This is a genomic window from Yoonia vestfoldensis DSM 16212, assembly GCF_000382265.1.
Lineage (GTDB): Bacteria > Pseudomonadota > Alphaproteobacteria > Rhodobacterales > Rhodobacteraceae > Yoonia > Yoonia vestfoldensis.
Genome location: NZ_KB908005.1, coordinates 1 through 16,588, shown reverse-complemented (window position 1 = coordinate 16,588; position 16,588 = coordinate 1). Strand labels below are relative to the sequence as shown.

Here is a 16,588-nt window from a genome sequence, read left to right as displayed (position 1 = left end):
ATGAACGCACCAGCGTCATCATCACCACCAACCTGAGCTTCAGCGAATGGGCCAGCGTCTTTGGCGATGCCAAAATGACCACGGCACTGCTCGACCGTCTCACCCATCGCTGCCACATCCTCGAAACCGGCAATGACAGCTACCGCTTCAAGGCCAGCTCCGAAACAGCCAAGAAAAAGCGAAAGGAGACACCACCATTGACGCCATCATAATACGCAGATCATAACGACTGGGTGGGTCAGATCTCGATGAAAATGCCGGGTCAGTTCTCAGTGACAATCAACAGATCTGTCGATAGACAGTCGGATCTATCCCCAGCAGGTCCGTATTCTCAGGAACTTCCAACTTTTCCGGTGGGATAATTTCGTCGTCGTCATCCTTGTCTTCATCATTCCCCGCGACTGCCACTACAGCCGGTGTCTTCACCGGTCCCGCAGCCGCCCAAGCATCGCTGACCATTTTCTTTAGTCGGTCCACCTCCGCCTGCTGGGTCAAGTCAAAGATTGGCATAGGGGAAGAAGCCTGTCCGGACGGAGAACCGTTGATATCTGCCGCAAGCGCATCGACTACTTCACCATAAGTAATCGTCCGCTCCAGTTCGTTCTCGGTGATCTTCAACTCTGTACCGCGTGCTTTCAGGCCTAGAAGGCCACAGCCGATGTATTCGATAGCTTCGCCCTTGAAACGCATCGCGCCCGTCGCCGGGTCAAAATTAAACGATTCCGCAGAAGACCCTTTCGGCGTGGCACCATGAAATAAGAACAGCACATGGACCTCGAAGCCTTTTTCATGGACGAAATCCCCGGGTGCCTGCCGGATCAGCGGAACCAATCGAAAGATGACACCGGCCTTGTCCTCTTGTGCGGTGTTGATCGCGCCAAGATTGATGGCCCCGCTCGCAGGGTTTTCTGCCCGAATACCATTCGGCCCTGGAATGACGCGATAGAGCCACCGCGGCGGCTTGTTCGCTGTGTAATTCGGTTCCTTCCAGTATCCCGCCGTAAGGTCAAATTCATGGCGCGCTCCAAGTCCATCGCCGGTCTTGAAGCCGCATCTGGAAAACTGCAGTCCCTTGTCATTCAGGAACGTCTTGAGCCAAGTGAAAAACTCAAACTCGAAATTACCATTGCTTTTAACTGTCATGTGGCCCGGCTGCCTCGCAGTTTTTCCTGTAGGATAAAGGCGAGACTATCGCTGCTGCGTAACCGCGTCCATCGACTTCGGGCAAGCGATTGTTCGATTTGTGTTCCATCAGCGTGGTGCCACTGACGTCGAAGTGTTCAGCGTTGCGAGCAATTCATGCTCATAACTTCAATGACTTAAGGGAAATTGACCAAATCCACGCAGTCAACAGGTCCGGAGAATATCGGCCCGGAGAGTGCGAATTCCGGCACCTAGCCCGGTGGCGCAGTGCTGAGCGTCCGACCTATAACCCTCGAAAACAACGGGAAATTCTGGCCGAAGCAGGGTCCAGAGAAACTTTCCTTTAGGGCAAGTGGCGGAGCGAACACGACTGCCGTCGAACCTTCTCTGGGGCGTAAGATATTGATCTCAAACGCACGCGAGGATTTCAGTTGTCTCGGAGCGGGTGCCGACCTTGGTGTGAATTGCGGTGCCGACCTTTGCTTTTACCCGAGGCAACGACAAGCGCACAGTCAGCCCATGATCCGTCGATATATACTCAATGGTTCCTTCGATCTGTTCGACCAGAGTCTGCACGAGCCGTGAGCCAAAACCGCGCGTCTCGATTTCCGCCAAGGGCGACGACAAGCCTGGCCCGTTGTCCTGGATTTCTATCGAGACGGTGCCATCTGCATGCTTGCCGCAGGCAACCTTGATCATGCCTGGCTGGCCGAGGGGATCACCGTACTTGATTGCGTTGGTGATGACCTCGGTCACGATCTGTGTCGTTGGAAGCAAGCGATGCAGAGGGACTGTGCAGTCGCTGGCGAACGATTCCAAGATGACCACATCGCGCGAGATGCCTGACCTCAGCGCGCAGCATATGGCGCCCATATGGTGGCCCAGATCGGCGGAACCAAGCGTTCCGTCAGACGAGAGCAACCGGTGAACTTGCGAGATTGCCATGATCTGCGCACCGATCCCGTCGATGAACAGTGAAAGATCGGTTTTGTTGGAGGCAGCGGCGCGGTGGACCAGATCTGCGCCTTTCAGGCGGACGTAGCCAGCCAGAAAGGCCAGATGATTTGAGATCCTGTGGTCTGCTTCGGCCACTTGGCAGGCCATTGATTGGGTGTCACGGTCGATCATATCTGCCATCCTGTTATTCTACCAAATTGACCAAGCCGGTGTTGCACGCAATGTTCTTCCCGGGGTTAGCTCGACGTCTTCGCAGGCTTGCTGGTGGAACCGGAGATGCCTTGCAGGAGTCGGCTTCGTCACCGTTGCATTTCGCTAGCCCGAACGGGCTGCTCCAGGTTAGGATGGACCCTGTTCCAGGCATGAGCAGTTTAACTCCAACGCCCCCCTCAGTTGGGATTCCGCCTGCCGAAGCTGACTTGGAAAATGGCGTGGGTCTGGTTGCGTTACCCTCTCTGGCGCTGCGCTTCCGGTCGACGGACCACCCGAGATCCTTTGGCCAATTGGGACGACGCCTACGCCCTGAACGCCAGAAATCGCCCTTGACCAAGCCTGGCTTCACAAGAGCGGACCGGATTCAACAGAAAGGACCGAGGTCGAGCAGACGGCGCCCGGGTCCCGGCGCCATCTGCTGGCCAAGCACTATGGCCGCCGCACCGAATTGCCACCATCAATGATCCGGTTGATCAGCTGGGCCACCGCCGAATGCAGTTCCCCCTGCCCATCTTCGCCCGGATCGTTCGAATGAGCTGCCGCAGCGTCGCGCAGGACGCCGACAATCTGGTGCTCCGGCAAGATGTCTGCATCATTGAGGGCCAGCAAAAGCGATTCGCAGATGGCGAGCGCGGCGGCGGCCGTCGCCTCGGCTCCGGGCGTTGTTCCCGCAGGCACTGGCTTTGAAGGCATTTGCGTTGTCATGGATAGATTTCTTTCTGATGGCGGCCACAAGATGTGCGTGAGCCGGAGAACGTGATCGCAACTGTCGCACATCGCGCGTAGTATGAACTGATCCACGGCAGGATCGCCGGGGGCGATGCCCGATAATCCAAGATTGTCAGAACCCGTCCCCTCAGCGGAGCCGGAGTCGAAAGGTATCCGATGCTTAGCACTCACAGTCCCCTTGCCCGCAAGCTGGGCAATTTTGTTGCCCTGTCAGAGTCCGATTTGGCAGTACTCGACACTTTGCATCGGCGGCGTCGCAGTTTCGCTGTGGGGCGCGATCTTGTGTTTCAGGGGCAAACCCACCAGGCAGTGTATATTCTCGCCGAGGGCTGGGTCTGTTCCTACAAGTTGATGCGCGACGGGTCGCGGCAGATCGTCGATTTCCAGATACCCGGCGACTTTCTCGGCTTGCGGTCGGTCCTTTTCCGCACCGCCGACCATAACATCGAGCCACTTACGCCGGTCGAGGCCTCGGAAGTGTTGGAAAGCGAATTGCTGCAGACATTTGCAGACACCCCGCGCCTTGCTACGGCATTGTTATGGGCCGCGTCGCGGGACGAGGCGATGGTGGTAGAGCATCTGGTCGGCATTGGTAGGAGAGACGCGCGTGAACGGACGGCGCATTTCCTGCTCGAACTCAGTGCTCGGCTGACTCTCGTGGGACGCGGCACGCGCGACGGTTTTGCCTGTCCGCTCACGCAATACCACCTCGCCGATGCGCTTGGGCTCAGTTCCGTGCACGTCAATCGTGTGCTCCGCGAGTTGCGTGAGGACGGGTTGGCAACTTTTCAGACGGGCCAGGTGACGATCCATGATTTCGACAGGCTGGCCGAACTTGCAGAGTTCGACCGAGCCTATCTGGATCAGGAAGGCCCGCTGCTGCGATAGCGACCTGTAGGGCTAAAACACTGGGCAAAGGTCTGCGGCGTCGGTCTTCCGACTGACTGCGTCCTTCGTGAAGCGAGAACGACGCACAGCGACTGCGCCACTTCGAACACCTTCACGAAAGTGCGCTGCAAGCCGGTCTGGCCCTTCACGGAAGTCAGCATCATGACCCCATCCCACAACCCTCTTAGATTGCGGCTTCATGCGTGGGGTCAGGGATATAGTGACGCGCCATCCGCGCCTCGAACGCCGCGTCCACCGGTACGGACGGGTCATAGGTTGGGCTATCCATGACAGTTTTCCGATCGACATCCAGATTGACCAAACTCTCTGCCCACGACACGTTCTTTGCAGAGCGTGGCGAAATCAGGACATGTTTGCCGGGCCACCAGTTCTTTGTATCGACGGTCAGGAAATGGATCGTCCAGTCGGCATCGTCAATCAGAAAGCCCTCGACATGACCGATGGAGCCATCGGTGGCATGCAGATTGTAGCCGGTCACGGCATCAATGCTGCGCAGATGCAGATCATCGCCCTGATGGCGCCGGGTGTAAAGCTCGTCCTGACGCCGTCTTGAATCGGCGTAGTGCGCCTCTGACATACCCGCGCTCCAGCCGCCGTAGCCGCCCATGTAGAAGCCGCTCCCCCAATAGGGGCTCATGTTGTAGTAACCGTACATCCGTTCTTCGTGCTGCCGAGACACCGGTTCATGCGTGTCGATGGCCGGGCTGTCCTTGACCGATGCCATGGTAAGCCGGACTGGAAAGCTGCGGGCGGACGTATCCGGGTGACCCAGAACCGAAACCGGCAGCAGCACCTTGCGCCCAGACAGCCAGTTGCCGGTTTCGACGACGACCCAGCGGAGTGTCCAGCTTTCGTCATCGAACAGAAAATCAGTCAAGGAGCCGATGCTGCCGTCGGTCGCTGCGATCGTGAAACCCTTGAGAGTTGAAGCCTCTATTAACATTTGGATGTTTTCCTTTTTTTCGACCAAGTTTGGCGCGCCTACGGCCGCCGCCGGCTTTCCGTCGCAGGGATAGTCGCATAAGGCGGGTTCGGAACCTGCACACAGCAAACGTTTCTTCGGTGGCGTCTTGTCGCGACCTTGCGATCAAGACCCACGAGCCTGAAACACAATCGCATGCTGCGGTCCGCCGCACACTGATCCACGTTGGTCCGCAAGGATTTACGATGATCTATGATTGTCGATGTCAGCGGCCGTGTGCCGCTACCCAAACAGATAGGAATGCTATGAACCGGATCGTGTATATCGTCGGCTTTGTGGTCATCGTCTTGTTCATCTTGGGCTTTTTGGGCCTGCGCTGAACCTAGAGACGCAGCGAAGAACCCCCACTGTTTGACTTTGGGATGACTCCAAGAACTGCGATTCCCATCGCGGGTACAGGCGCTTCATCCTTCAATTATCGGCTAGAAAGAGAGATTTCTCCCATGAGTACACTTTTGATTATCGTTGTCCTTCTGCTGCTGTTCGGCGGCGGCGGCGGCTACTACGGCTACAATCGCTATGGCACGCGTGGCCTCGGTGGCGTCCTCGGCCTTGTGATCGTTATCTTCATTGTTCTCTGGTTCCTGGGTGTGCTCGTTTAATTCGCCCAAGTTGGGGGCAGGCCCCGCTTTGGGTTCGGACAATGCCGGACCCTTGGCATCACAAGCAGGTCACGGGCTTGAACGACCCATTTTCTGTCCGGCACAGAATGGCGGCATCTGAACTCCTTCCCACGTCACGGGCCCCAGGTTTCCCAGTGCCCGCTCAGCCATCGCCAAAAGCAGCGGAAGTCAAAACCCTGCCGATCATTTGAGGGGGCCTTGTCTCGCCGCGATATTTTTCTGAATTGAGGACCGCCCTTGACACATGGTGCCGATGCCGTAACTCCGGCAAAAATACCGTTTGCTGGCTGGAAGGACGTGGCCTTTCGCGTCAAGAACCAAGTCGCAAAGGACCGCGTGGGCCTGCTCGCCGCCGGAGTGGCATTTTATGGTCTGCTTGTTGATTGCCACTGAGATTTGACCCCCCGGGTCAGATCCAAACGACAATCAACAGCTCCGATTCAAGGCTTCTTCCCGCTGCTCTCCTGTAAATCCAAAAGAGTTTTACGGTCAAAGGCATAGACTGTCGGCCCCCCGCTTTCGTGCAACACCTGTTCACGCAACTCGGCAACGGCGACACTCGCGGCCAGCGGAAAGGACTTTTCCAACTTCGCGAGGGTTTCAGCAAGCCGGGTGACGACATCCGCATCGGTCATCCCGTATCGTGCAATCGCGGCAAAAGCCCGGCAGGTGACATCCCCAAGATCAAAGACTTCGGTCAAGACGCGCAACTGGCCGCTCTGATCGAGCCGCATAGGGGAGGGAATGTCCCGGTCTGCCACTCGGCCAAGAACTTGGCCCAGCCGGTCGATGCAGTAGAGCGCAGTCGTGGGGTCGTTGATGCCGGGCGACAGGGAGCGTTGCGCCAGTTCCACGATGCGGCGGATCGCGAACTCCAGATCCTGATAGGGTGTCCGATCCCGTCCGATGACGACCGCACCGCGCAGATCCTCGTCAATTTTGTCCGAAACCCTTGCCTTGGGATACGCCGCAATCACGCACGCGCCTTCGGTGACAAACACGCCGGGGCGCGCTATGATCCGCAGAACAAGATCATTCTTAGCGGCAAGCCGCATCAGCACGTCACCGCCAATATACTGAACGTAGCCATCTGAATCAGCCGGGATTTGTTTGCTGTCAGCCTCGAAATCGTAAGGAAGAGTTTGCCCGGCCGCTTCGTCTGTCGGCCCATGGCCGAGTCGCTCGGGAAAGACCTGATCGACGGCGGCGCAACCTTCGACGGAAAGTTTTTCCAGCAGTGTTTCGACCCGGATCGACGTCGCGATGTGATGGATGAAGTAAAGCAGGACTGCGACACTTGCCGCGGCCATCAACACACCAAACGCAACCGCCAGATGGGGAACGAAGCTGGCCTCTTCGGTGCCCCGCACCGACCTCAGCACGAACAGGCAATATAGAAAGGTCGCAATGAACGTGCCCAGCACGATCTGGTTGCTGCGATCCCGCATGAAGTTGCCAAGCGTCCGCGGGCCAAACTGCGAGGAGGCAAGCTGCAACGACAGCATCGTGATCGAAAAGATCAGGCTGGCCACCGTGATCATGGAACTCGCGATCACCGACAGCATCGTCCGGGCGCCTTCCGGTCCGAAGGTATAGAGAGCGCTCGGATTGTCCGTCTGGGCCACATCGCGCAGGGCATCGACCTCGATGAGCACAAAAGAAAGAGCGACCGCTGACAAGGCCATGACTGCGGGCACAAACCAGAAGCTGGAGTTAAGCTGTCCCCAGACCGCTGTGACGCGGGTTATCGAAAATGACGCTGCCATGAGCAACTCCTTGCTTTGATAGGATCTATCGGGGCTGACAGCGAAGCCGGTTTCCGACAGGCTGTTTGCTCTGCCTTGGGGCCATGCGTTTTGGACTGCAAACACCAATCAACAGTCATGATCGCACGACCCATTTGATTACCGCACGCAGGCTCAACCCCTGAACGATCAGGGTGAACAGGACGACGGCATAGGTCGCGGCCAACAGCGCGGATTTCTCGGCGACCTCTGGCAGCGAAAGCGCGAGCGCCACCGAGATGCCGCCGCGCAAGCCACCCCAGGTTAGCACCGGAATCGTCCCGCGCGCGAACTTGCGAAACATCCCGAGTAGCAGGACCGGACCGCTTACGGCCACCAGACGGGCGACCAGCACCAGTGGCACCGCCAGCGCCATCAGCCAGCCGAAGGCAGGCTCGAACCGCAGCACCAGAACCTCCAGCCCGATCAGCAGGAACAGGACCGAGTTCAGCATTTCGTCGATCAACGTCCAGAAACCGAAAAGGTATCTCTGCGTTTGATCGCTCAGCGCGTCGCGCGGCCCCCTGCTTCCGACCAGCAACCCCGCGACGACAACCGCCAGTGGACCGCTCACAACCAGTCTGGATGCGATCGCATATGTGCCCACGACCAGCGCCAGCGACATCAGCACCTCGATCGAATAGTCGTCGATGGCGCGCATGGCGCGGTAGGCGATATAGCCCGTTACGCATCCGAGTGCCGCACCGCCAACGGCCTCGACCACGAACATCTCGCCCACTTGAAGGGCGTCAAAACCGTCACCCATGGCCGCATGGACAAGGACGGCGAACAACACCACGCCCACACCGTCGTTGAAGAGGGTCTCACCTGTCATCAATATTTTAAGGTCCGCGGGGACCTTTACCTCTTTCAACGTGGCAAGAACGGCCACCGGGTCCGTTGGGCTGATCAGCGCCCCGAACACCAGTGCCCAAGGCAGTGATATCGCGACACCCAGCAGGTCGGTTGCTGCCCAGATGACGCATCCAATGATCGCGGTAGACACCACAACACCCAAACTCGCCATCGTGCCGATGGTCAGGGCACGGCTGCGAAGGCTGACCACGTCGACATGCAACGCGCCTGCGAACAAAAGGAATGCGAGCATACCCTCAAGAACGGTTTCTTGGAAATGGACTTGGCGCAGGAGGGCTGCAAGACCTTCATAACTGAACAATCCCGGCATCGCAGCCTCGGCTCCGATGACAACCAGCGAGGCGCCAAGCCCCATGACAAGCAAGCCGATGGTGTGCGGCAAGAACGCCAGCCGTAAATTGACCCAACTGAACGTGGCCGTCAGAACCAGCAGGATTGCGACAAGCTCGAATTGCGACATCGCGGTCACCGTTGCCGGCGGTCGGGCGGGACCGGGCTCGCGCGGGCGATGCGTGCAGTCACAGGATCAAAGGGACCATCCCCCACATCAGTCGACACCATATTCCAGCATTTTCTCCAGACCTGTCGTCAGGAATTCTCCAACCTCCGGTTGACCCAGCAGATAGCGGCTCACCAGCCCCTCGTGCTGTTGTCGCGCAAGGGCTTTGGTCTGCTCCCAAGCTTCAGGTCCAGCATCGCCACGGCCGATCCAGAACAGCGCGACAAGCGCGTCCTGCTGCTCATCGTTCATGCTTTCGATCTCTTGGGTGATCTCGTCACGGCTCAGATCGCCACCGGTTTCCTGCATGGTCACGGCCAATTCGTCGTCCGAAGCATTGCCGCCAAGGTCAGAGATATCCGTCCCTTCCTTCGCCATCACGGCGTTGAACCGCAACACCAGTTCTTCGATCCGGGTATCATTAAAGGGCAGCGCAGCCATCGGTATCTCCTGTTCAATAGACCGTCAGGATAACACGTGGGCCAGACGTGGCACTGATATCGATCATACCGCCCTGCCCGCATTTGCTCCTGCAGCGCTCTCAAAGATGGCTGGCCAGAGCCAAGGTCGATGGATTCTGCCAGTTAGGTGGCATCGCAGACGCAGAACCCCAACCATGCCGATCAGTTTTGGGCCTGCTGATCTGGATCAATACACCGGCTGCAAACCTGATTTAGAGTTCAAGGGATGATTGTGGCGTTCGAAATTTTTACTCGGCTAAGGGTAGAGGGTTTCGTAATGCTGCAGGCACTCGGGCCAGCCAAAGACCAATGGATCCTGCGTTTCCGTTGGTCAGAGTCGCACTGTCCGGCGCGAGGGCAAGTTGCAAAACAAGAGATATACGAAGGATTGAAGACATGAAGAAAAATGAGAATCCATCCACGGCGTCAGTATCCTCCGCAGAGACCGATCATGTCGGAAAGCCTGCGGCGAAGAAACAAGCGCAAGACGCGGCCCCTACGCCCAACGACCTTGGCCAAGGGGTCGACAGGCCCGGCTTTGATATGGGCGGGTCTTCTGGCGACACACATGCCGGTACGTGGCTGCCCCTTGGCAATGATGCGTTCGACACGCCAGACGAAAGGAGGCTTCCGGGGCGGAGGCTTGACAACGATCTGACGATACCGCGCTGGGGTGGACCCGAGCCACGCGACGCGACCGCACCTGACAAGAAGACCGCAGCCGACAAAACACCCTCTACGCCACAGACGAAAAAAGCAAGCTGACGGAGCGACGACCCGATGCCCAGCGGTGGCGAACGATCCTGTCCTATGCGGTGCACGCTCTGTCGGTTCGACTAACTCGCTCAACGAACAAGCTGCCGGTCCCTAAAGCTCGGCACCGCACCAGGCTCTGCCCTAGCCGTCGTCGGCAATTATCGACGATCATAGCAACGGGTTTCGATTGCCGGGCCAGCGCGTGACAGAACCGGCCGACAGCGGCTCCGGTATCCGTGACGCGACCCGGAAAGATCCTCGAAAGGACACTTCATGCTTTATGTCGATATTCCAACCAACCCCGAAATCCGGGCGCTGTTTGAGGCCCGTGCCGATGCGTGTGTTTCGATCTATCTGCCGACGACACCCGAGACCCAGAATGTCACTCTCAGCCGCATCTCGTTCGGCAATCTGATGCGAACGGCACTCGAGCAACTCGACGCCGCAGACTTCGACAAGCGCCGTCGCGCGGCTCTGGAGGAACATCTCTCTGCGCTGGACGAGGATGACGAGTTCTGGCGGCTTCAGGCCAACGGCCTTGCGGTTCTTGCCACACCAGACAGCTTACGGACCTTCCGGCTGGCGACAGAGGTCACCAAAACGGTCGAGGTGTCGGATCGTTTCCACCTCAAGCCGCTGATGCGCGCAATGGTCTTTCCACAACATGCATTCGTGCTGGCCTTGTCCGAGAATGATGTCCGCCTGGTCGAGGTCTTCGCCGACCATCCTGCCACAGCGGTCAGCGTGCCAGACCTGCCCGGCAGTGCCGCTGACGCCACCGGTCGCGCATCGGTCAACAACCCCGGCATGGGCACTGGGCATGGAGACGCCCAGGGCCAGAAGTCGCTGTTGCTCAAATACCTGCGCAAGGTGGACGCCGCCCTGCGCCCGGTCTTGGCAGGGCGTGAGACGCCGCTCATCCTTGCCGCGACCGAGCCGCTGGGGCCGATCTTCCGCTCGGTCAACAGCTATCCGGGTCTGTTAGCTGAGGGGATCTCCGCAAGCCCCGACAGCATGAGCGAAAGCGCGTTGGCGAGTGCCGCGAGGCCGGTTCTGGATGGGCATTACGCGTCGGAGATCGAAGCTGCGACAGCACTCTTTCACGAGCGGATCGGATCACATCGCGCCATCAGTGATCTGCAGGCCGTCGCGCGCGCCGCGACCTTTGGTGCCGTGGACCTCCTACTGGTCGATATCGACGAGGTGGTGCCCGGCACGGTTGACGAGACTGACGGCACGATTGCTCTGGCAACAAAACCAAGCGCGGACAGCTATGGCGTTATCGACGAGATAACTGGAAGAGTGATCCTCGCGGGGGGCAAGGTTCTGGCTGTGCGCCGGGAAGACATGCCCGACGGCGCGGCAGTGGCGGCGATCCTGCGCTATCCCGTTTGACTCGCCGGGGACCATTGGGTCCGGACCACGGTTACTGCACCAGGCCCAGGTCCACGAACTGATCAAGCTTATGGCAAGGCTGTGCTCGGGGCTGAGACAGGCGGAACCCATTATAAGCGGCTTCTTGCGAGGCAACCTATCATGGATCAGCACGTCTCGGCGGTCCGGCTGTCATAGATAGTGCAACAGGTCCCATTTGAGGAACGTCGATCGAGGAAATCAGTCATGTTAGACACTGCCAAGCGGATCGAAGACATCGGCCCACAGCCGCAATCGTTCAACATCGAAGAGGGAACGACGCGAAACTCCGACTACCGGTCGGTCACCTGGAGCGGGCATTACCTCCAGGTTACCTTGATGTCGATCCCCGTTGGCGGCGATGTCGGGCTTGAGGAGCATCCCGAGACCGATCAGTTCCTGCGTCTCGAGGCCGGTACCGGCCGCGTGCAAATGGGCACCGCGAAGGACAATCTGACCTTCGACAGGGACGTCTCGGACGGCTGGTGCGTCCTCGTTCCGGCTGGAACATGGCACAACATCACCAACACCGGGACCAGTCCGATGCAGCTCTACACGTTCTACGCCCCATCCCATCACGCGCCCGACAGGGTGCAGTCGACGGCAGCGGTTGCCGCGTCCGACGAGTCCGACAAACCTGCGGACTGGTCGGTGCAGCCAGAACAGGTGCCCGACAAGCATGGCTAACATCTTCGATTGGCAAACGAGTGCATTTGGTGTCGCGCGTCAGAGACGTAAAAAGGCACGGGTCCTGTTCGCGGGCAAATCCGATCTAGGGTTTTGTCGTGTGACATGGCCTTGCCTGCATTGGCAAGCGGCAAGACCTGCCTCGCAGGCTTCACGAAGGAGCGCCAGATTGCCTAAAGGCATAATGTCCAGGGACCTCGTCGCAACCTTGCATTCGGAAACAAGAGTGAGGCGGCGCTTTCTCCGCTTAAGATAAATTGAGCTTCAAAGGAGCAAACCAATGCCCATTCACCGCGTTGATCTAGCCGACGACTCCAGCCTGCTGGACATTTACGCAACCGAGGCATCGCAAAGCATCCTGCCAAAGTATCGGATGCCGGAAGGTCGAACCGAACCGCGTGCGGCCTATGCCCTCATCCGGGACGAACTTCTGCTCGACGGGAATGCGCGCCAGAATCTGGCGACCTTCTGCACGACCTGGGTCGAGGATGAGGTCAAGGAGTTGATGGCGGACGCGATCGACAAGAACATGATCGACAAGGATGAATATCCGCAAACCGCTGAAATCGAAAAACGCTGCGTCCATATCATTGCCGACCTTTGGCATGCCGAGAAGTCGCGTCAGACGATAGGCTGCTCGACGACCGGGTCCAGTGAGGCGGGCATGCTGGGCGGGTTGGCCTTCAAGTGGAAGTGGCGCAAGCGCCGCGAAGCCGAGGGCAAGGACGCGACCAAGCCGAATATCGTGACCGGTCCGGTACAGATCTGCTGGAAGAAGTTCGCGCGCTACTTTGACGTCGAAATCCGCGAGGTGCCGCTGGAAGGTGACGCTCTTGGCCTGAGGCCCGAAGACCTGCGCAAATATTGCGACGAGAACACGATCGGTGTCGTGGCCACGCTGGGGGTAACCTTCACCGGTGTCTATGAGCCCATCGAGGCGCTGGCGGCGGAACTCGATGCGATGCAGCGCGACCTTGGGCTTGATATTCCGATTCACGTCGACGCAGCCTCGGGCGGGTTCATCGCACCCTTCATTCAGAAGGATATCGTATGGGATTTCAAGCTGGATCGGGTCCGCTCGATCAATGCCTCTGGCCACAAATACGGGCTGGCACCACTGGGTGTAGGTTGGGTGATCTGGGCGACGCAGGAAGATCTGCCCGAAGAGCTGATCTTCTATGTCGACTACCTGGGCGGCAACATGCCCACCTTCGCGCTGAACTTCTCGCGCCCCGGTGGCCAGATCATCGCGCAATATTACAACTTCCTGCGCCTTGGAATGGATGGATACACGGCTGTCCAGCAGGCCTGTTCGGACACGGCCCAATGGTTGGCTGAACAGCTGGCGGCAATGGGATGTTTCGAGATGGTCTATGACGGCCACGGCGGTCTTCCTGCCGTCGCCTACAGGTTGAAGGACGAGGGGCAAGGTTTCACGCTTTATGACCTGTCGGACCGGGTGCGGATGCGGGGATGGCAGATTGCGTCCTATCCATTGCCAATGAACCGCAAGGAAACCGTGGTTCAGCGCATCCTGATCCGGCACGGGGTCAGCCAGGACCTGGCGCAACTTCTGCTGGACGACATCAAGCGTGCCGTCGAGGACCTTGTCAACAACCCGGTCCCGAATTCCACCGCGAAGCCGGGATTTCATCATGATTGAGGCGGAGCGTGAACGCAGGACGATATTGAAACCGGCCGTCTATGGCTCGGGCCTGCCGCTGCTTTTCTCGGCCGGTGCAGCAGCGGCCCAGGACACGGCCCCCGCATCGGGCGGTGTAATTGGGCAGGTGTTCGATACAATTCTGCCCGTGACGGAGGCCGGGGTTCACGGCTTTTTCCAGCTTCTGGACAACCAGCCCATCGCCTTCATTCTGCTCTCGCTTGCGCTTGGAACGCTGATCGGAAAGTTCAGCTTCAAGACCATCTCTCTGGGCTCTACGGCTGGCACGTTGCTGGTCGGGGTATTGCTGTCGATGATCGCGCAAGGTGCCTATGGCATCACCTATTCGATCCCCGGCATCCTGTCGTCCTTCATGCTCTTGTTGTTCATGTATGCTCTGGGCTTGAAGGTCGGTCCACAGTTCTTTGCCGGGTTGCGAAAAGGCGGTCTGGCGTTTCTCGCGATCGGTTTCATCGTCTGGAGCCTGAACTGGGTCATCTGCTTTTTCGGGGCGATGCTGGCCGGTCTCGCACCTGGCTATGCGACGGGCCTGATCTCGGGCAGCTATACGATCACGGCGATTCTGGGCGTCGGTCAGGATGCACTGGCCAGCGGCGCCTATGTCCCGCCCGATGGCACCTCCGTCGAGCAGGTCGGCGCCAACATGGCAGCCGCCTATGCGATCAGCTATGTCCTGTCGACCGTGCTGACCATTCTGCTGATCCGCTATCTTCCGCGCATGTTCGGCTATGACGCTGTCGCCGAGGCAAAACGGGCCGAGGAAGATTTCAGCGGTGGGGCGACCGATCCGGTCCCCGGTGCACCCCGTGCCTTGACCATGGGCATGACATCAGTCGGCGTGCGCGCCTTTGCCGTCACCCAAAAGGACTTTATCGGACGCACTCTGTCGCAACTGGCCGAGGATTTTCCCGCAGTGCCCATCCTGCGCGTGGTGCGGGATGGCAAGATTCTGGACATGACGAACGACCCCGCCGTGCAAGAAAACGACCTCGTCACGGTACGCGCTGATGTGGAGGACTTGATGGGCAAGGAAATCAAGCTCATCGGCCCTGAGTCCGACAGTCCGCTGGCGCGCAACGTACCCATCGAGGTGGCCGATGTGCATGTGGGCTCGCACAAGATCTCGGGAAAAAGCCTTGCGGACCTTGGAGCGCAATTGTCGGGGGGCGTCACCGTGCAGGCGGTGTTCCGTGCGGGCCTCGAGTTGCCTCTTGGCCCCAAGACGGACGTTCATTTCGGCGATGTTCTGCGTCTGAATGGGCCGGACGCCGCCATTCAACGGGCAGCGAAAAAGTTGGGTGGAACTGCGATTCTTTTCACCATGAAGTCCGAGGTTCTCTACCTCGCGCTGGCCATGCTGGTGGGCTATCTGGTGGGGATCATTACGGTTACGATTTCCGGCATCCCCTTTGCCTTCGGAACATCCGCCGGGGTGATCATGGCGGGCGTGGGGGTAAGTTATCTGCGCAGCCGCAACCCCAATTTCGGCGGCCCTGTGCACGAAGGCGCGCGCAGCTTTCTGCAGGATTTCGGCCTGAATGCCTTTGTCGCCGTTCTGTCCGCCAACGTCGGCCCCAAGGTGATTTCGGCCCTTGGGGGTGACACGATCCTGTGGCTGGCGCTGATCGGCATTGCAGGGGCGCTCATCCCGCCACTGGTCGCCTTCTGGGTCGGGATCAAGGTCTTTGGTCTGAACGCGATCATCTCGGACGGGGCCGCGACGGGTGGGCGCAACAGCACGCCAAGCCTGAACGCAATCATGGAAGAATCCCGCAGTTCCGTCGCCGCCGTGCCCTATCCGGTCAGCTATGCGTTCACGACCGTGCTGGCGCTGATCGGGGGATATTTCTCGATGATCCTGTCCTGACGATGCAACCCCTCGACCTCGCCAAGCGAGGTTCGAGCGTTTTCATTCCGTAACCTGATAAAACAAAGGAAATGCCATGACCCAAGATAAAACCCCGAAACCCGACAGCTCAGACGACGCTTTTGGTGCCAAAGGCACCATATCTCAAGCGGGGCGTTCAGGCGGCCGCTTGCCGCGTGACATCGGCACGCAAGATGAATTGAAGCGGGCCACCGAACGCCCCGCCGGCAAAACCCGCGTCAATAAATCCGACGAAAAGGAGGGTTCGTCGAAATAGAAGCAAAGGCGCAAGCCGTTGCAAATTCCCAAGCGGCTCGTCCAGCCACACCCACCCATCGGGCCCGACAAGGACGGCCTTGCGCCCAGAGACTTGCACCGGGCGTTGGCCATCCACGAACATTGAAAAAGGCTGGAACGTTCATTCTCGTGCGGGCTCCAGCTTGAAACCAACAGAAAGGGTCGGTGCGACATGGAAGACGTGCGTCAAGACGAGAGTCCCAAGTCTGCCGAAAGCACCGCGACCGCGAAGGACCCGGTCTGCGGGATGACAGTCAAGATCGGGTCCAACACCCATCATGCGGAATTCGAGGGCAAGACATTCTATTTCTGCTCCGAAAAATGCCAGACGAAATTCAAGGCTGACCCGTCGGCCTATACCTCTGGCGACCCCGCTTCGCCCAAGCAACCTGCCCCTGCCAATGCCCAATATACCTGCCCGATGCACCCCGAATGTTGATTGTCACTGAGAACTGACCCGGCAGCAGCAGAAATTGTCATCGAGAATTGACCCATGTGCAACCTTACCCCGGCTTGAATCAGCTGGGAGCACTTGGAGTGATAGACATGGGATTTTTAAAAGTTATCCGGAAATGGGCGCTGCGTGACAAGATGCCCATTCGCGAGATCGCGCGGCGGACGGGCGTGTCTCGCAACACGATCAAGAAGTATTTGCGGGAGGGGATTGTTGAACCTGCGTTTCACGCGCCAGATCGTCCCAGCAAGCTG

General features: G+C 58.8%; 19 protein-coding genes. 12 read left to right on the top strand and 7 right to left on the bottom strand.

The features are described 5' to 3' along the window. Positions 1-212, top strand: a 212-nt coding sequence (locus H147_RS0118700; protein ID WP_019954193.1) for an ATP-binding protein, incomplete at its 5' end; no start/stop codon positions are given. Positions 213-279: 67 nt separating this feature from the next. Here the strand turns inward: H147_RS0118700 and H147_RS0118695 are convergent. From H147_RS0118695 to H147_RS0118685, 3 genes are all read right to left on the bottom strand, one after another. After that, positions 280-1,143: a hypothetical protein gene (locus tag H147_RS0118695; protein ID WP_019956915.1), complete on the bottom strand. Its 864-nt coding sequence runs from the start codon at positions 1,141-1,143 to the stop codon at positions 280-282. A gap of 408 nt (positions 1,144-1,551) precedes the next feature. Then, entirely contained in the window at positions 1,552-2,271 is a 720-nt protein-coding gene (locus H147_RS0118690; RefSeq protein WP_162561717.1) for a sensor histidine kinase, read from the bottom strand. A 471-nt stretch (positions 2,272-2,742) separates the two neighbouring features. Then, a complete protein-coding gene (locus tag H147_RS0118685; RefSeq protein ID WP_043700430.1) occupies positions 2,743-3,006 on the bottom strand; it encodes a hypothetical protein in 264 nt (87 codons plus the stop codon). A gap of 192 nt (positions 3,007-3,198) precedes the next feature. Between H147_RS0118685 and H147_RS0118680 the strand changes: the two genes are divergently transcribed. Continuing rightward, positions 3,199-3,930, top strand: coding sequence for a Crp/Fnr family transcriptional regulator (locus H147_RS0118680; RefSeq protein WP_019956912.1), 732 nt, complete (start codon positions 3,199-3,201; stop codon positions 3,928-3,930). Positions 3,931-4,114: 184 nt separating this feature from the next. On the opposite strand, the gene H147_RS0118675 is transcribed toward H147_RS0118680, so the two are convergent. Then, complete coding sequence (locus H147_RS0118675) at positions 4,115-4,894, bottom strand: PRC-barrel domain-containing protein (RefSeq protein ID WP_043700427.1); 780 nt, start codon at positions 4,892-4,894, stop codon at positions 4,115-4,117. A gap of 482 nt (positions 4,895-5,376) precedes the next feature. Here H147_RS0118675 and H147_RS20725 point away from each other — a divergent pair, with 482 nt between their 5' ends. Beyond that, on the top strand, positions 5,377-5,535 hold the full coding sequence (locus tag H147_RS20725) for a DUF3309 family protein (protein WP_019956910.1): 159 nt from the start codon (positions 5,377-5,379) through the stop codon (positions 5,533-5,535). A gap of 258 nt (positions 5,536-5,793) precedes the next feature. After that, complete coding sequence (locus tag H147_RS20865; RefSeq protein WP_211216617.1) at positions 5,794-5,949, top strand: hypothetical protein; 156 nt, start codon at positions 5,794-5,796, stop codon at positions 5,947-5,949. 47 nt (positions 5,950-5,996) lie between these two features. Here the strand turns inward: H147_RS20865 and H147_RS20130 are convergent, their stop codons facing one another. From H147_RS20130 to H147_RS0118650, 3 genes are all read right to left on the bottom strand, one after another. Further along, positions 5,997-7,322, bottom strand: coding sequence for a DUF2254 domain-containing protein (locus H147_RS20130; protein WP_081625913.1), 1,326 nt, complete (start codon positions 7,320-7,322; stop codon positions 5,997-5,999). Between the two features lie 115 nt (positions 7,323-7,437). Next, entirely contained in the window at positions 7,438-8,676 is a 1,239-nt protein-coding gene (locus H147_RS0118655) for a cation:proton antiporter (protein ID WP_019956908.1), read from the bottom strand. A gap of 87 nt (positions 8,677-8,763) precedes the next feature. Continuing rightward, the gene (locus tag H147_RS0118650) at positions 8,764-9,156 is read right to left on the bottom strand and encodes a DUF3775 domain-containing protein (RefSeq protein ID WP_019956907.1); all 393 of its coding nucleotides are present in this window, start codon (positions 9,154-9,156) and stop codon (positions 8,764-8,766) included. 416 nt (positions 9,157-9,572) lie between these two features. Between H147_RS0118650 and H147_RS21110 the strand changes: the two genes are divergently transcribed. From H147_RS21110 to H147_RS0118615, 8 genes are all read left to right on the top strand, one after another. Beyond that, positions 9,573-9,941, top strand: coding sequence for a hypothetical protein (locus tag H147_RS21110; protein ID WP_162561716.1), 369 nt, complete (start codon positions 9,573-9,575; stop codon positions 9,939-9,941). Positions 9,942-10,205: 264 nt separating this feature from the next. Further along, the gene (locus H147_RS0118645) at positions 10,206-11,327 is read left to right on the top strand and encodes a baeRF11 domain-containing protein (RefSeq protein WP_019956906.1); all 1,122 of its coding nucleotides are present in this window, start codon (positions 10,206-10,208) and stop codon (positions 11,325-11,327) included. 225 nt (positions 11,328-11,552) lie between these two features. Next, positions 11,553-12,032: a cupin domain-containing protein gene (locus H147_RS0118640; protein ID WP_019956905.1), complete on the top strand. Its 480-nt coding sequence runs from the start codon at positions 11,553-11,555 to the stop codon at positions 12,030-12,032. A gap of 280 nt (positions 12,033-12,312) precedes the next feature. Beyond that, positions 12,313-13,695 carry a glutamate decarboxylase gene (gene gad, locus H147_RS0118635; protein ID WP_019956904.1) on the top strand — a complete coding sequence of 461 codons (1,383 nt, stop codon included), beginning with the start codon at positions 12,313-12,315 and terminating at the stop codon, positions 13,693-13,695. Positions 13,696-13,720: 25 nt separating this feature from the next. Next, positions 13,721-15,583, top strand: a complete 1,863-nt coding sequence (locus tag H147_RS0118630) for an aspartate:alanine exchanger family transporter (protein WP_211216615.1) — start codon at positions 13,721-13,723, stop codon at positions 15,581-15,583. A gap of 76 nt (positions 15,584-15,659) precedes the next feature. Next, complete coding sequence (locus tag H147_RS20720; RefSeq protein WP_081625912.1) at positions 15,660-15,860, top strand: hypothetical protein; 201 nt, start codon at positions 15,660-15,662, stop codon at positions 15,858-15,860. Between the two features lie 192 nt (positions 15,861-16,052). Next, entirely contained in the window at positions 16,053-16,319 is a 267-nt protein-coding gene (locus H147_RS0118620) for a YHS domain-containing protein (RefSeq protein ID WP_019956901.1), read from the top strand. A gap of 107 nt (positions 16,320-16,426) precedes the next feature. Then, the coding region (locus H147_RS0118615; RefSeq protein ID WP_019953608.1) for a helix-turn-helix domain-containing protein at positions 16,427-16,588 on the top strand (162 nt) is incomplete at its 3' end.

What these genes read in the sequence shown, in the direction of transcription:
- H147_RS0118695 (WP_019956915.1), bottom strand. Translation starts at nt 1,143, where the DNA reads ATGACAGTTAAAAGCAATGGTAATTTCGAGTTTGAGTTTTTCACTTGG.
- H147_RS0118690 (WP_162561717.1), bottom strand. Translation starts at nt 2,271, where the DNA reads ATGATCGACCGTGACACCCAATCAATGGCCTGCCAAGTGGCCGAAGCA.
- H147_RS0118685 (WP_043700430.1), bottom strand. Translation starts at nt 3,006, where the DNA reads ATGCCTTCAAAGCCAGTGCCTGCGGGAACAACGCCCGGAGCCGAGGCG.
- H147_RS0118680 (WP_019956912.1), top strand. Translation starts at nt 3,199, where the DNA reads ATGCTTAGCACTCACAGTCCCCTTGCCCGCAAGCTGGGCAATTTTGTT.
- H147_RS0118675 (WP_043700427.1), bottom strand. Translation starts at nt 4,894, where the DNA reads ATGTTAATAGAGGCTTCAACTCTCAAGGGTTTCACGATCGCAGCGACC.
- H147_RS20725 (WP_019956910.1), top strand. Translation starts at nt 5,377, where the DNA reads ATGAGTACACTTTTGATTATCGTTGTCCTTCTGCTGCTGTTCGGCGGC.
- H147_RS20130 (WP_081625913.1), bottom strand. Translation starts at nt 7,322, where the DNA reads ATGGCAGCGTCATTTTCGATAACCCGCGTCACAGCGGTCTGGGGACAG.
- H147_RS0118655 (WP_019956908.1), bottom strand. Translation starts at nt 8,676, where the DNA reads ATGTCGCAATTCGAGCTTGTCGCAATCCTGCTGGTTCTGACGGCCACG.
- H147_RS0118650 (WP_019956907.1), bottom strand. Translation starts at nt 9,156, where the DNA reads ATGGCTGCGCTGCCCTTTAATGATACCCGGATCGAAGAACTGGTGTTG.
- H147_RS21110 (WP_162561716.1), top strand. Translation starts at nt 9,573, where the DNA reads ATGAAGAAAAATGAGAATCCATCCACGGCGTCAGTATCCTCCGCAGAG.
- H147_RS0118645 (WP_019956906.1), top strand. Translation starts at nt 10,206, where the DNA reads ATGCTTTATGTCGATATTCCAACCAACCCCGAAATCCGGGCGCTGTTT.
- H147_RS0118640 (WP_019956905.1), top strand. Translation starts at nt 11,553, where the DNA reads ATGTTAGACACTGCCAAGCGGATCGAAGACATCGGCCCACAGCCGCAA.
- gad (WP_019956904.1), top strand. Translation starts at nt 12,313, where the DNA reads ATGCCCATTCACCGCGTTGATCTAGCCGACGACTCCAGCCTGCTGGAC.
- H147_RS20720 (WP_081625912.1), top strand. Translation starts at nt 15,660, where the DNA reads ATGACCCAAGATAAAACCCCGAAACCCGACAGCTCAGACGACGCTTTT.
- H147_RS0118620 (WP_019956901.1), top strand. Translation starts at nt 16,053, where the DNA reads ATGGAAGACGTGCGTCAAGACGAGAGTCCCAAGTCTGCCGAAAGCACC.